This window comes from Mesorhizobium sp. M1396 (genome assembly GCF_040317725.1).
Taxonomy (GTDB): Bacteria; Pseudomonadota; Alphaproteobacteria; order Rhizobiales; family Rhizobiaceae; genus Mesorhizobium.
In genome coordinates this window covers 1-14,090 of sequence record NZ_JAMYLA010000045.1, presented here as the reverse complement: position 1 = coordinate 14,090, position 14,090 = coordinate 1, and the positions used below count along the sequence as shown (strand labels likewise).

Below are 14,090 nucleotides of genomic sequence, written 5' to 3'. Positions count from 1 at the left end.
AGATTTTTTGTGTTGCGCTGCACAATGCCATAGCCGAACCATTCCTGGGGGACTTGTTTGCGACTGGACATAGGCCGTGGAGGATTCCGCCAGCTTGGCCAAATTGAGCTGTCCGTACGTCGATTTCGAGCCCTGCCCGGCCGGACTCGCAAAGGCCGGAATTGGTGATGCCGGCGCCCTGGCGGGCCTCGTCCGCTTCGGCCTGCCGCTCGAAACGGCCGGCTGGCGGCTTCATCGCGGACATCACGCCGGCGAAAGCCGCTGATGGGAAACGCCCGCGACATTCAACTGGATGCACTGAGGGCCGTCGCCGTGACGATGGTGATGTACTCCCATTTCTTCGCGGCGGGGGGATCTTCCTTCTGGGGTCATATCGGCGTGCGGCTGTTCTTCGTGCTGAGCGGCTTCCTGATCACGCGCCTGCTCCTGGAAGCGCGTTCGGCCGCCGAGTTCGAGACCGGCCCTGCGCTGCGATCCTTCTACATCAGGCGGGCGCTGCGGATATTCCCGCCCTATTTTGCCGTCCTGGGTTTCGTCTGGCTGGTCGACCTGGACCAGTCCAGGGGGTCGCTGGTCTGGCATGCGCTTTATCTGTCGAATTTCTGGTATGCGCTGCACAATGACTGGAACCCTTGGGTGCTGGGCCATTCCTGGAGCCTGAGCATCGAGGAGCAGTTCTATCTTGCCTGGCCGCTGGTCGTCCTTTTGGCCCCACGCCGCCGCTTCGAAGCGATCTGCATCGGCGTCATCGCGCTGTCGCTGGCCTATCGCGTCTATTGGCCGATCACCGCCACCCCCGCGCTGGCGCGCGACCTGCTGCCGCCGGCATCCATGGATGCGCTGGCGTCGGGTGCACTGCTTGCCTGCTGGCGGTCCAGGGGCGCCGGCCTGCCGCAATGGGTGCGGCTGGGCTGGCCTTCCTTCGCGGCCGCATTCCTGATGATCGAGTGGTTTGTCCCGGCGCCCGCCGATCCGATGCTGGAATGGGCCCGCTGGCTGCTGCGGGAAGTCCTGCCCCTGGTGCCGCTGATGGCCATCGTTGCCGCTTGTTCGAGCGGCCTTGGCGGCGCAATCGGCAAGCTTCTTGACCTGCCGCCGCTGCTTGCGCTTGGCCGCATCAGCTACGGCGTTTATCTCTATCATCCGATATTGCTGTCGCTCGCCGTCAAGTCGCAGCCCTGGATTCCGCTCAACGTCTCGGAGCAAGGGCCAGAGCGGTTCCTGGTTGCAAGCGCCGCCACGATCGTCGTGGCCTCGATTTCCTGGGTGGTCTTCGAAAGACCGCTCAACAGCCTGAAGCGCCACTTCCCCTATGTCGCGCGCGCCCATGCCGCGCAGGCCGGCCATGGCGGTTGGCTGGCGAGGGTGCGCCCGATGGCCGCGCGCCATCGCTCGACCTCCAGCGAACGGATGTGACACGATGACCGCCGCGCCGCTCGTCTCCGTTCTGCTGCCGGTCTACAATGCGGGGCCCTATCTCGCCGCCGCACTGGGAAGCATCCTGCGGCAGGATTATGGCCGCCTGGAAATCATCGCGATCGATGACGGGTCGACCGACAATTCGCTCGAGATCCTCGAGCGATACCGGGAGGCCGACAGCCGCATCTCGATCATCTCGCGCGAAAACCGTGGCCTCGTCGCGACGCTCAACGAAGGGCTGGCGGTCGCTCGGGGCGAGTTGGTCGCGCGGATGGACGCCGACGACGTCGCCTATCCCTGGCGCTTATCGCGTCAGGTCGCGCTGTTTGAACGGCGGCCCGAGTTGGGCTTCTGCGGCGCTGGCGTCGACATGTTGATCCGCGGCCGCATCGCCAAGGGCAAGCCCGATCCGGTGTTCCAGTTCGGCCGCATCCCTATTTTGGCGATGTTCTTCACGATCTTCATGCACCCGACGGTGGTCTACAACAGGAAGATCGTCAACGACGGCGTTCTCCACTACGACCAGACCTACAGGCACGCCGAGGATTTCGATCTTTTCAGGCGGCTGGCCGGCCGTTACCCGGCAGCCATGATGCCCGAAAACCTGGTCGTCTACCGCGTCCATCAGGCAAGCGTGACCAGCCGGCACGTCAAGGAGATGCGCAGAACGCATTTGCGGATCGTGGCCGAGAACCTCGAGCGCGAGGGCCTGGCGGAAGCCACGCGGGACCTGCGCGACATCGGCGATGCCGTCACCCCCGACACGGTTACCCGTGCGGCCAACTTCATCGTCGCGCTGGAGGAGGAGATTTGCTCCCTGCCGGCCGCGACGCGGTCGAGCTTCGAGGCCGGCGCGCTCAACCTGTTCTATTTCCTCTACCAGCTCGTAGCCGACGAAAGGCACCCTCCGCTGACGCATGAATTGCTGACGCGGACCGCGAAGTGGAACGCCATCCGGCGCCGCGAGCAATATGCGCTGCGGCCCGGCGCCTGGGCGCCATGGTTCAGCCTCGCCTCGCTGTCGGCCAGCAGGCAAGCGGACGCCATGGCATACTTCTTCAAATCCGCGCCCGCCGCGGCGGTTTTGGCACCTTATCAGGCGGGCTGAGGGATGATCGTTAAAGCCCACCAACCCCTGCAGCGCGATCGTTCGGCGGCGCTTGACCTTGCCCCGGCCGGGCCCCGCCCGGAACGATCGGCGCCGGAAGTCAGCTTCATCATCTGTACGCGCAACCGTGTCGCGGTGCTGGAGGCCTGCATCAAGTCGGTGCAGGCCGCGTGCCGCGCCTATGCCAGCTTCGCGGCCGAACTCGTGGTCGTCGACAACGGTTCGAGCGACCGCACGGCCGAACGCCTGGCCAGCATCGCCGAACTGTCGGACATTCCATTCACGGCCATTTGCGAGCCGCGCCCGGGATTGGCGGCTGCCCGCAACGCCGGGCTGAGGCGCGCGCGCGGCCATGTGCTGGTCTTCGTCGATGATGATTGCACGGTCCATCGCGACTACCTGCGCGATCTGGAGCGACATTATGCGTCCGGGGAAAAATGGCTCATCCGGGGAGGCCGTGTCGAGCTTGGCGATCCCAGGGATCTGCCGTTCACCATCAAGCGGTCGCGGGTGCGCGAGCGGCTGACACCAGATGTTCATCCCGGCGGCTTTGTGGTGGGCTGCAACATGACGATGCACCGCGATGTCGCGGCCCGCATCGGTTATTTCGACGAACGCTTCGGCGCCGGCGGACCATTGCGCTCGGCCGAGGACACCGATTACCTCGTGCGGGCGGTGTTGCTCGGCTTCGCGGTCGAGTATGTCCCGGACATGACGGTGCTCCATCATCACGGCCGGCGGGATCGCGGATCCATCGAAAAGCTTCACCGCGACTACAGTCTGGGCAATGGCGGGCTCTGCCTGAAACATGTTCGCCATGCGCCCTGGCTGCTTCGCCATTTCTACTGGGCCGTAAGAGGGGCTTTTCGGGAATTGGCGGGTGGGCCTGCGTTCGATCGTGAACTCAACCTGCCGCACTGGCCGATCGTCGCCATGAATTTGCTCGGCGCGGCCAAATTCGCGATTCTCCTGCTGGCGAGAAGGCCGCGGGCCGAGCCGCTGCGGCAAGATCAGCAAGCCAACGCCCAGGCGAGGTGAAACGCTATAATGCCATTGCTACCGCCAAGCCTGCCGATGCTGTTCCGGGCGTTCGGAAAGCGGCAACTGCGCCTGCTTCCGGCCGTGGTGCTTCTCGGTCTGGTCAGCGCCGTCCTCGAAGGGTTCGGTATCGGCCTGATCATCCCGTTGCTGGGCATCATCATGGGACACGGGGATGCGGCGGGAATGGCCGGTTTCTCCGCTGTCCTCCAGCACGTCGGATCGGGCTTGAGCGAACGCGACCGGCTTGTCGCCATTTCGGTCGCCATCCTCGGCTCGATCATCCTGAAGAACGTTTTTGCCTTCGCCAACACGCTGCTGACGACCTTCATCTCAGGCAAGGCAAGTCATTCGATCCGCGGCGCCTTGTCGGAGCAGCTCTTGCGGGTCGGCTACCCCTTCTTCCTGCGGCAGAGTCCCGGACGCCTGCTCAACATCATCTCCAACGAATCCTGGCGGGCGTCGGATGCGATCCAGATCATGCTGTCGGCCATCGTCAGCGCATCGGCCGCCATCATCCTGCTGGCTTTCCTGCTGCTGCTTTCCTGGCGCATGACGCTGCTGGTCACGCTTGGACTGGCGCTCGTCCAGATCGCGCACGCCATCCTCTCGGCCAATCTCAAAGAGCCCAGCCGCAGCGTCGCTTCGCGCAACAGCCACCTCGCCTCGCAGATGCTCCATCTGGTTCATGCCGGACGCCTGATCCGCATCTTCGGACAGGAGAGCCGGGAGAAGGCGATATTCGATACGGCGTCCGATGCGGTTCGCCGCGCCTCTTTCGCCCTGCTTGTGCGCCAGGGAGCGTTGCCGCCGCTGACGGAGGTTCTCCACGCCATGCTGTTCCTGGCGGTGGTGATCGGCGCCTGGCTGGTGCAAGTGAGTTTTCCGCTGATCATCGCGTTTGTCATACTGCTCTACAGGCTGCAGCCGCATATGCGGGCCCTGCAAGGGTCATGGAGCCAGCTGCAGGGCCTGAGCGGATCGCTCGAAGAGGTGACATGGATGCTGGATCCCACTGGCAAGCCGCAACCGCCGCGAGGCGACGGGCCGTTCCACGGTCTGCGCCAGGGCATCAAGTTCGATGATGTGACGTTCACCTATTCCGGCACGGACCGGCGTGAAGTGGTGCTGCATTCGGCGACGTTCGAAATCGGCAGCGGCCGCTCGACGGCGCTGATCGGCCGCTCGGGCGCCGGCAAGACGACGATCGTCAATCTGTTGTGCCGCTTCGTGGAACCGGACACCGGCAGGATCCTAATCGATGGATCACCCCTCGACCGGATCGATGCCAGCCAGTGGCGCCGGCACATCGCACTGGCCAGCCAGGAGCTGGAACTGGTCGATGGCACCATTTTTGAAAACATAACCTACGGGCAGGATGCGGCCACGGCCAGCGACGCCGAGGGCGCCGCGAGACTGGCCGAAGCGCATGAATTCATCGAACGGCTGCCTCAGGGTTACGAGACACTGGTTGGCTACAGGGGTGTCAATTTGTCGGCGGGACAGAGGCAGCGGATCGCATTGGCCAGGGCCCTGGTGCGCGATCCCGATCTCCTCATCCTGGACGAAGCCACCAATGCGGTGGACGGACTGTCGGAAGCGGCCATCGTCGAGACCCTGAAGTCGAGAGCCGGCCGCCGCACGACCATCGTCATCAGCCACCATCACAGCACCATCTCGTTCTGCGACGACGTGGTTATCCTCAGCGGCGGCCGGGTGAAGAAGCAGGCGCCTTTCGGCGCCCTGGCATCGCTCACAATGGACGAGCTTTACCAGCACGAGCCGCTCGACTGACAAGGGTCCGGGCCGCGATTGCCCGGCGCCCCATTGGTTTACTCTCCGGGTGAGGTGCCGGCCCGGCGGAGCGGGAGCGAAGCGACGTCGCGGAGACGCTGGAATGACGAATTGAGCTATGTCGTGGCGCGGAGGTTCCTGCGGATGCGCCGCCTGCCCGTTGTACGTGCCTTCTCCGCCATCACTCCGGCGATCTCGACCACGCCGCCGCCCTCGCGCTGTCTGCCGCTGGTGGCCTTGTGGAGCCGCTCGTAGGGCAGCAACTCCTTGATCCGGGCATTGAGTGACACGATTTCGGCCTTGAGGTCCTCGCACTCCTGCCTCTGGACGTCGAACTGTATCTGTTCCGATGCCTGTTGCAGCGCAAGCTGCGAAAGATTGGCGTTCACTTTCGAAAGATTCATCCTGTCGTTTTCGTTCTCATGGCTGAGAGCCGACAATCTTTCGTCGGCGATTTTCTTTTCGGCAAGGGTGTCGTTCAGTTCAGTCTTGAGCCTGGCGATCTCGCTGGTGGCCTCGCTGTTCTCGTTCGAGGCTTGCTCCAGTCGCGATTGCAGATTCTGGATCTCCGAACCCAACCCGCGCATTTCCGCCTGACCGCGAGCCAGCTCGGCTTCCCTGTCGCCTTCCATCATGCGGGCCGCTTCGGTTGTTTCCGACAGCTTCGCCTGCGCGGCCTCAAGCGCCTTCTGGAGCCGCATCTCCTCCTTCTCGCTCTTGCCGAGCGCGGCCAGCAGTTCCGCAAGCCGCGCTGCCTCGCTGGCATGGATCGTCGAGAGCTCGTCGAGCCTGTGGCGCGCCTGGGATTCCCGCTTCAGCGCCTTGTCGAGCTCGATCGACAGGTTGACATGCTTTTCCCGCAGCATCTTGCTCTCGCGCAAGCGCCTGTTGGCCTCGACCGTTCTGCCGGTCAGCCGCTTGGCGATGTCGCCGAACTCCGCCTCGCGTTTTGCGTTCGCATTGGCTGTCTCCACGAGTTCCAGCCTTGTCGCGGCAAGCGCCGCGCGAAGCGCCTCCCTGTCCTGAACCAGGCTTGTCTCGCGCTGTTGCAGCACTTCGAAAGCGCCTTCACGCTCGCGCAGCTTTCTCACCGCGTCGTGCAGCTTTTCCGACAGCGTTTTTTGTTCGGCGGCCAGGCCCGCATTTGTAAGCTCCAGCTCGTTGGCGCGAAGAATGTCGTTGTGGAGGATGTTGAGGAATTCGCGCGTCAAATGGTGTGAGGTCCCGATCTCCGACAGTCTGTCGTTGATCTCCTCCAGATAATCCCTGGCGTCATGGAAGAGCCCCTCAAAGGCACTCAATGCGGCCAGTCGGGTCTGGGTATGAGGCGTCAGTCGTGGCGCGCTTTCGGAACTGTCCGTATCCGCACTGTCCGCGTTCTTCGCACTATCCCCATTGGCCGCATTGGCCTCGGGTGGCGGGTCGTCGGTACCCGCGGCGGGATCGGGGACATCATCGCTCTTTGGCGAAGCCAGGTCTTCGGCGTCCAGACTTGCATCCAGCGCGTCCGCCAATTCGATCTGCAGGTCCTGATCGGCCAATTCGACCTGCAGGTCCTGAACTGCTTTGTCTACCTCTTCAGCACGCTTGATCAGGCCTCTGAAGTTCATGACCGAACTCCCCTTACGCACACCTCGACTGGAAACTTAACGAATTGCTAATATATCCTTACATCCGCCGATTGCGTAGGGGAAGCCCCCCGTTGGCACGAAGTTAATTTGGGACATTTGGGATTGGATGCCGCCAGCAACCAATGCCGCGGCCGTGGAAAAGCCTGCAGCGCCGCACTGACCCCCACCCCGCTGCTTCGCAGCGACCCTCCCCACAAGGGGGAGGGTGAGACGCGCTCTGCTCGCCGGCGGATAGCGCGCTCTTATGGAGATGCGGAATGGAACTGCGCAAAAAACTGGGCTCCCTACCTCCCCCTTGTGGGGAGGTCGGACCGAAGGTCCGGGTGGGGGTGCTGGCGCCGCCCCCCACCCCGATCCGCGTTGCGGATCGACTTGCCGGGGCGAGCCGCGGGTCTCGCCCGTCCTTCGGACCCCCACAAGGGGGAGGGTAAAAAGTCACCCAGCCATCGCCAGCGGCACGGCGCTCTTGTTGGGTATCTGGATGTCGATTTCCAGCGTCGACATGGTCTCGCCGCGGTCCATCGAGACCTGGAGGTAGTCCTGGTCGATCTGCACGTGTTTGGCGATGACGGCCATGATCTCCTCGCGCAGGATGGAGACGAGGTCGGGCTGGCTGCGGTTGCGGCGCTCATAGGCGAGCAGCACTTGCAGCCGCTCGCGCGCCACCGGCGCGCTGGAGCGCCGCTTGAAGATGTCGAGCAGGTTCATGCCGCCCTCCTTCCCAAAAGACGATCGAGGAAGCCCTTGCGTTCGAAGGGCACGATGACAGGCAATTCCTCGCCCTCGAGCCGCCTTGCCGCGTCGAGATAGGCGCGGGCAGCGGTGTTGAGCGGCTCCGACAGCGTCACCGGCGAACCGAGGTTGGAGGCGCGCAGCACGTCCTGGCTCTCGGGAATGATGCCGAGCAGCGGCACCGACAGGATTTCCAGCACATCGTCGATGGACAGCATTTCGCCGCGAGCCGCGCGGGCCGCGTCATAGCGCGTGACCAGCACATGCTTGGCGATATGCTCGCCCTGCTCGGCCTTCATGGTGCGGGCGTCGAGCAGGCCGATGATGCGATCGGAATCGCGCACCGACGACACTTCCGGATTGGTGACGATGACCGCCTCGTCCGCGAAGCGCATGGCGAGCTGCGCGCCGCGCTCGATGCCGGCCGGGCTGTCGCAGAACACGTAGTCGAACACCGAGCGCAGCTTGTCGATGACTTCGCCGACGCCCTCCTCGGTCAGCGCATCCTTGTCGCGCGTCTGCGAGGCCGGCAGCAGGAACAGGGTATCCACCCTCTTGTCGCGGATCAGCGCCTGCGAAAGCTTCGCCGTGCCCTGGATGACGTTGACGAGGTCGAACACCACGCGCCGCTCGGCGCCCATGATCAGGTCGAGGTTGCGCAGGCCGACGTCGAAATCGACAAGCGCCACCTTCTTGCCGGTCTTGGCGACCGCGGCACCAAGGGCCGCCGTCGAGGTCGTCTTGCCGACGCCCCCCTTGCCCGAGGTGACCACCACTACCTTGCCCATTGAAAAGCCTCCGTTGTTGTTCATTTGTTGTTCTTGGCCAGCCGGCTCGGCCGCCCCAATATCGAAACGAATGTCAGCTCAGCGTCGCAACGCGCAGGCTCTCGCCGTCGAGAAACGCCTGCACCGGCTTGCCGCGCGAAACGCCTTCCATCTCCTCGGCGGTGACGTACCAGCCGTCGACCGCCAGCAGCTCGGCCTCGTTCTTGCGGCAGAAGATGCGCGCGCCCTTGTTGCCCAGCGCACCCGCCGAAGCGCGCCCGCGCAGCGTGCCGTAGACATGGATCGAGCCCGCCGCGATGATCTCCGAGCCGGACGCGACCGAACCCAGCACGATGACATCGCCATGCGGATGCACGATCGCCTGGCCGGAGCGGATCGGCGCCTTGATCATCAGCGTACCGGATGCTTCGGGCGCAACCTGCGGCTCACTTTCGTCCACCTTGCTTGCGCCAGCCTTGCCGCCCGGGCCGGCTTCAGGCGCCCTGCCCTCGGCCTTGCCCTCTCCGGAAACATCCTCCCGCGCCTTGCGGCCGGGCAGCAGGCCATCCGTCGTCGCCTCCTTGGCGCCGACCAGCACCGGCGGCAGGTTGGGCTCGAGTGCGGTGTGGCCGTCGAGCTCAATGGCGTAGATGCGGATGCCGCGATGGCCAAGCACGTCGACCAGCGATTCGATCGCGGCGACATCGGGCTTCAAGGTGTTGAGATCAAGCACCACCGGCCGCCCGGAAAAATAGCCCGGCGAGTTGCCGATCCAGTGATCCAGCCCCTCCAGCCAGGCCGCCAAGGGATCTTCCGGAGTCAGCGTGAAAGCGACGAAGGAACGGGCACGAAAGCGAATGGATTTGGCCTCGAGGGGAGCGGCAAAAGTCACGGCTGGCGAATCCTTACTGAGAGGTAAACGCTAGCGAGGGAATGGTTAACGAATGGTTAATGGGGGGGGGGGATGGTGGCAACTTGGCAGTTGTTCGAGAAATTGGGATTTGGGCTAAACGCCGGTTGCGGCCGCTACCCGGCGACGCACTTGCTGTCCTGGTATGGGCCGGGGGTCGTCAGTCCAGTTCTGTCGAAAAAGGCGTCGAATAGCGGCCGTACCGCTCCCGACCTCGTAACGGTCGAAACGGCAGCGCTGGTCTCACCAAGAACGGCCACTAGAATAGGTTGCTGATGGCGGTTTCAGATCAATTGCGGACATTGGCAGACGTTCGCGCCCGATACGCCCTAGTCCACCCTGGAAACCGGGATCAGAGCGTTTCCATCTCGGAAAATTTCAACTAGGTGCACGTTCTTGAGCCCGTCCCAATATCGCGGATTTATGTGCTCGAAGACAATCATCTGAAACTCTTTTCCTATTTCATTTGCCGTAGTGATGAACTGGTCTAAAAGCTCCAGTGCCAACTTGACCTTTGCGACATCGCTCTGGTCGACGTCCTTCTCGCCCTCCCCGTCCTTCTGATCATCTTCGCCCCAGTAAGGCCTAGAGAACTGATCAATAATCAGGAACGGTGCCACGTGAATGCCGTCGTTCCGCATGATCAGTTCATGCAGACCAAGGAACAGAAACAGGTGGAGGAACATGTGGTTTGAACTGCTGCCGACGTTCTCGGTCGATGCTGTTCTGGGCCTGCGCAGATGAAGCTTTTTTTCCGAGTAATTGAAGGCAGAACGATATTCGCCATAGTTCCCGAGCGCTGCCTTTGTTAGAGAAATATATTCTTGGATTGCCTCATCAAGGGTCCTGGTGAACAGCTCTTGCCGGTCGTTGATAGGTGACACAGCGAGGTCTTCGATTTCAGCTTCCAGGTTTGCGATCAACTGACTGTTGTCTGGAGTCTTTTCTGATTCTGGATCGCCGTACAGCTCAAGCTTGGCTTTCGTTTCGCCGATGAAGATATATTTATCTTTGTCGGTCTCGAAGCTCTCCATCTCGACGGGAAGGGCTTGAAGGTCTTTTTCGAGCCTTTGGCGCTGAGTTTCCAATGATTTGATAATTCCGGAGATGTTACTGTCCAACGGCGTCTTTCGAGCAGTAGCGTCTTTAATCTGCTGTAGACCCCCGGAAAGGTTCCTGAGGATGTCGTCGAATACGGATGTACGAACCGTCTCCTCGTAGTTCCTCATCAGATATTCAACGGGCTGGAGGCTATCCGCTGTCTCCATGAGGGTCATCTTATGATTTCCATACTCCGAAGCGAATTTGCGAAGCCCCCTGATCTTTCGAGAAACTCGGTATATCTGCGAAGAAATCTCCTCATACTGCGCGGATACATACAGATCGGGGCCACTCTCCCGATCTGTCACCATTCGCTTCAACGCGGCGACTGAAGCATCTGCGTCTGTATCGTCGGCAACGAGTCCGTACCCCTTCGCCCGCGCGACGGTTTCAGCCAATTGGGCGTTAAACTGATCGCGCTTTTCCTCCGTTTTCGCGGTCAGTTTTTCAAGGCGGGCGAGGTTTCGCTCCAACTCAGCCCGTTTCTCTCGCTTCAGTATGTTCTCGACCGTGTCGATCCCCACAGCAATGTCGAATATGCGTGGTAACGCCTCTTGATAGCGAGGCTCGTTCTGCTTGTCGAAAAACTGATCGCTATGCGTGATTATATCTTGAGAGATCGTGTTGAAGAGCAGGAAGTATCGCAGAGACACCCTAGAGCCGGTTTGCAGCGTTCTCCCGCCAAAGGGAATTTTGACGTCTTGGTCGATGCCGAAGTCAGCGCTCAATTGCTTTTTCAAAACGCTTTCGCTGATATTCGGGATTGGCGCGGAGTACGGCACTTCCCCTATTGAGGAGAAGTAGTAATCAGACGATGTGGTCGTTCCTGCCGGTGCGCGTCTTGCCAGCGTATAGATTTTATCGTTCACATGAATGCGCAGTCCGTACCAGGCGACATTTTCGTTGATAATGCTCTCAGAAATCCGATGCTTGCTCGCGAACATGCAATAATCGACGATGTCCAGGATGGCGGTTTTACCCGTGTGGCTGTCTCCGGTGATCACATTCACCTTGTTCGGCAAGAACGTAACAGACCTTCTTTGTTCGGTCGTGAACCACAAGTGCAGGCTTTCGATGTAGAATTTCATAGCTCGATCCTCGCATTGAGGTAGAAAACTTCAGCATTGCCGGAAACCAGGGCAGCTATGTTTGGTGACGCGCGCTTAACGCGCTCGGCGCGTTTGCCCATCGATGCGTCGAAGGGTAGATCAGACGCAATCACCGCGCCGTCGCCCTTCAATTGAAGAACGCCCATCTCATACAAAAATTGGAGGGCATTGACGGTCGGATTAAGCGACGCAAAGTATCGCTCATTGAAATTGTAGAAGAATTCGATGTTATCGATCAGATACTGCTCAAAACTGACAAAGCGGTATCTGCCATCTGCAAGCTTTTTTACCATCTGACGGTGCGCAACAACTGGCAAAATCAACGCAATTTGGGGAATCGTTAGAAATCCCGCCTCATTCAGCACAGAGGAGATCGCGAACGCATTGATCCCGAGATTGTTGTAATATGAACTGAACTTCACTTGTAGCGGTCTTTCCAGTCGCTCAACCAGCCAATCACCGGTCGATCAGAGAGATCGTAGAACCCGCCATGGCTCATGGGTACCGGAAGCTCCTGCGAAGCAAGCGTCAGCTTTCTCTGCCGCAAATCTCCGACAATCGCACGGGCAGATGCGCCCTTGTCACCAGTTGACTGTTGGCCTGAGTAGGCCTGGAGGAACTTGCCTTCCCACATGACGGAAGCCTCTTCCTCCAATTCGTCAATATCGGATTGGGTGATATCCCCGTCCTGGATCAGTCGTTCCATGTTATCGCGAAAGTGCAGCCGCCTGGTGGTGAACTTCGTATGAAACTCAATGTTATCTTCCGAGATGTCATTGATATCCACCAATTGCTTGATGAATGTCTGGTCGAGGAGATTGTCCGGCAAAACAGGCGGAAATTTCCTGAAAAGCAGACCGCCGCTCCGAGCTTTGTCGAAATACCGTCGGTATTTCTGGGTGAATTCGTCAAAGCTGATCGTGATTTTCTGCCCTGCCTTGACGGTGGCGTAGGAATTTTGCCGCACCTCTGAGTCGATGGCGTGAAAAACGTCGTCAATACGGGATTGGTGTATCTGCTTCTCGGCGATGGACGCTCTACATAGGTTGATGATTTCGTCCTTCCCCAAAGCGAACGACAGGTGCTCAAAAAACCTCTCTGACACGGCGGCGTCGAGTGAGAGCACGTCATCGATGTAGCCTTGAATCACCTGGTCTTTGCTTTTCGCCTTGAGCGACGTGATATCAGCGACAAGCTCAGCATGACTTTTGGTGGCAGCTTTGAAGGCTTCAATGGATATCAGAAGGGCGTTTTTGTCGTTTTCTGACTTGTTGGATGCGAGCAGGAAGCTGGTCTTTTTAAGAAAGGCAAGCTGAGAATCCACCGACGCCCGTCCATCCGCCGGATCGATGATCAATTTGCACCAGTTCGAAATCGATTTCCAAAGATCACTGTCCATCGTCGTAAGGTTGATAGGAGCGCCCTGTGCGCTCGTCTGAACTGTGTGCTTCAGCTGGACAAGTAGATTAGTGCCGTCGGGACGCTCGATATGAACGTCATCTAAAACCTCCAAGCCCACAACTTGGCCGATTTTCAGATTTAGCAGCTCATTTAGAAAGTAATAATACTGGTAGTCGAAACCAATTGATTTATCTTCTGCACTAGTCGTATCGACACGCGACCTTCCGCTCATGGCCTACCAACAGAATTCGAGAAAACACGCCCCCAAGTTATTACCCCGACACCTAGCAGCTGCCAATCGCTATTTCAATTTACTAACAATGGGATTTGAAGCTAAGATCCATATCAATTTAACCGATTCTGTCGTTGACTTCGCCTTCTCGGGTATTGAAGACTTGGCGTTTCTCGCTCGGTAGATGAGTCTCGGCCCGTCCGGAACCGGCAGGACTCTGGAACTTTCTGTCCAACTCAGTCTGTGCGGAGGCGGCGAGTATGTCCGCTTTCAGTGGAAGGTCCCACTGTCCAAATGACCGATAAGCGGCGCATTCCTGCCGTTAGTGGAACTAGGATCAAACCGGCCACGGTTGTGTGCGAAGGTATCGCCATCGCGACCGCCCAGAGGTAAGCCCAAACAGGTCCCCTCAATGCCGCTTGAACTACTGCACCTCCTTCTCATGCTTCTCGGCCGCTTCGCGGGTATCGAACGTGCCGAGATTGCGCCGCTTGCCGGTCCTTTCGTCCTTCTTGCGCGAATAGAGGCGGTATTTTCCGCCTTTCAATTTCCGGATCTTCTCGCTGTGCCTGGCTAGGATTTCCGCTTGCCTCTGCGCGCGGCCTGCCAGACCGCCTCATGGCCCAGCCTGTCGATCAGCGCCTCGTCGCCCGCGGTGCGCACCCTCGACCTCCAGCACGGAACTCGCCATCCCGCGATCCCGGCGGCGCAACTTCGGCGCCTCCGCCCTTGTGCGCCCCACCGAAGGGCCGGCCTGTTGCGATCTAGGGCCTGTTGAGATTCATCTGGAGTTTATCACGGCGGCGGCGAGATGGATGATGGCGTTGAAGCTCTGGTCGGTTTTGTCG

At 60.2% G+C, this 14,090-nt stretch carries 13 protein-coding genes; 5 read left to right on the top strand and 8 right to left on the bottom strand.

Annotation, left to right across the window (positions count from 1 at the left end; genetic code table 11):
• The first annotated feature begins 76 nt into the window (after positions 1-76).
• The 5 genes from NKH02_RS25140 to NKH02_RS25120 are packed head-to-tail and all read left to right on the top strand — an operon-like array spanning position 77 to position 5,359.
• Complete coding sequence (locus NKH02_RS25140; RefSeq protein WP_352882374.1) at positions 77-265, top strand: hypothetical protein; 189 nt, start codon at positions 77-79, stop codon at positions 263-265.
• The gene (locus NKH02_RS25135) at positions 265-1,416 is read left to right on the top strand and encodes an acyltransferase family protein (RefSeq protein WP_352882372.1); all 1,152 of its coding nucleotides are present in this window, start codon (positions 265-267) and stop codon (positions 1,414-1,416) included. The genes NKH02_RS25140 and NKH02_RS25135 overlap by 1 nt, the downstream gene beginning before the upstream one ends.
• A 4-nt stretch (positions 1,417-1,420) precedes the next feature.
• A complete protein-coding gene (locus NKH02_RS25130) occupies positions 1,421-2,527 on the top strand; it encodes a glycosyltransferase family 2 protein (RefSeq protein ID WP_352882370.1) in 1,107 nt (368 codons plus the stop codon).
• A 3-nt stretch (positions 2,528-2,530) separates the two neighbouring features.
• On the top strand, positions 2,531-3,565 hold the full coding sequence (locus NKH02_RS25125; RefSeq protein WP_352882368.1) for a glycosyltransferase family 2 protein: 1,035 nt from the start codon (positions 2,531-2,533) through the stop codon (positions 3,563-3,565).
• 9 nt (positions 3,566-3,574) lie between these two features.
• A complete protein-coding gene (locus tag NKH02_RS25120; protein WP_352882365.1) occupies positions 3,575-5,359 on the top strand; it encodes an ABC transporter ATP-binding protein in 1,785 nt (594 codons plus the stop codon).
• 116 nt (positions 5,360-5,475) lie between these two features.
• Here NKH02_RS25120 and NKH02_RS25115 read toward each other — a convergent pair whose 3' ends face one another.
• From NKH02_RS25115 to NKH02_RS25080, 8 genes are all read right to left on the bottom strand, one after another.
• The gene (locus NKH02_RS25115) at positions 5,476-6,969 is read right to left on the bottom strand and encodes a coiled-coil domain-containing protein (RefSeq protein ID WP_352882364.1); all 1,494 of its coding nucleotides are present in this window, start codon (positions 6,967-6,969) and stop codon (positions 5,476-5,478) included.
• A gap of 456 nt (positions 6,970-7,425) precedes the next feature.
• Positions 7,426-7,698: a cell division topological specificity factor MinE gene (gene minE / locus NKH02_RS25110; protein WP_024501686.1), complete on the bottom strand. Its 273-nt coding sequence runs from the start codon at positions 7,696-7,698 to the stop codon at positions 7,426-7,428.
• A complete protein-coding gene (gene minD, locus NKH02_RS25105) occupies positions 7,695-8,510 on the bottom strand; it encodes a septum site-determining protein MinD (RefSeq protein ID WP_352872825.1) in 816 nt (271 codons plus the stop codon). The genes minE and minD overlap by 4 nt, the downstream gene beginning before the upstream one ends.
• A 73-nt stretch (positions 8,511-8,583) precedes the next feature.
• On the bottom strand, positions 8,584-9,381 hold the full coding sequence (gene minC, locus NKH02_RS25100) for a septum site-determining protein MinC (protein WP_352882361.1): 798 nt from the start codon (positions 9,379-9,381) through the stop codon (positions 8,584-8,586).
• A gap of 347 nt (positions 9,382-9,728) precedes the next feature.
• Positions 9,729-11,588, bottom strand: a complete 1,860-nt coding sequence (locus NKH02_RS25095) for a DUF3732 domain-containing protein (RefSeq protein ID WP_352882360.1) — start codon at positions 11,586-11,588, stop codon at positions 9,729-9,731.
• Positions 11,585-12,031, bottom strand: coding sequence for a three component ABC system middle component (locus tag NKH02_RS25090; RefSeq protein ID WP_352882358.1), 447 nt, complete (start codon positions 12,029-12,031; stop codon positions 11,585-11,587). Before NKH02_RS25090 ends, NKH02_RS25095 begins: the two co-directional genes overlap by 4 nt.
• Entirely contained in the window at positions 12,028-13,242 is a 1,215-nt protein-coding gene (locus NKH02_RS25085) for a hypothetical protein (protein ID WP_352882356.1), read from the bottom strand. Before NKH02_RS25085 ends, NKH02_RS25090 begins: the two co-directional genes overlap by 4 nt.
• Before the next feature lie 424 nt (positions 13,243-13,666).
• Positions 13,667-13,789, bottom strand: coding sequence for a hypothetical protein (locus NKH02_RS25080; RefSeq protein WP_352882354.1), 123 nt, complete (start codon positions 13,787-13,789; stop codon positions 13,667-13,669).
• Positions 13,790-14,090: the final 301 nt, after the last annotated feature.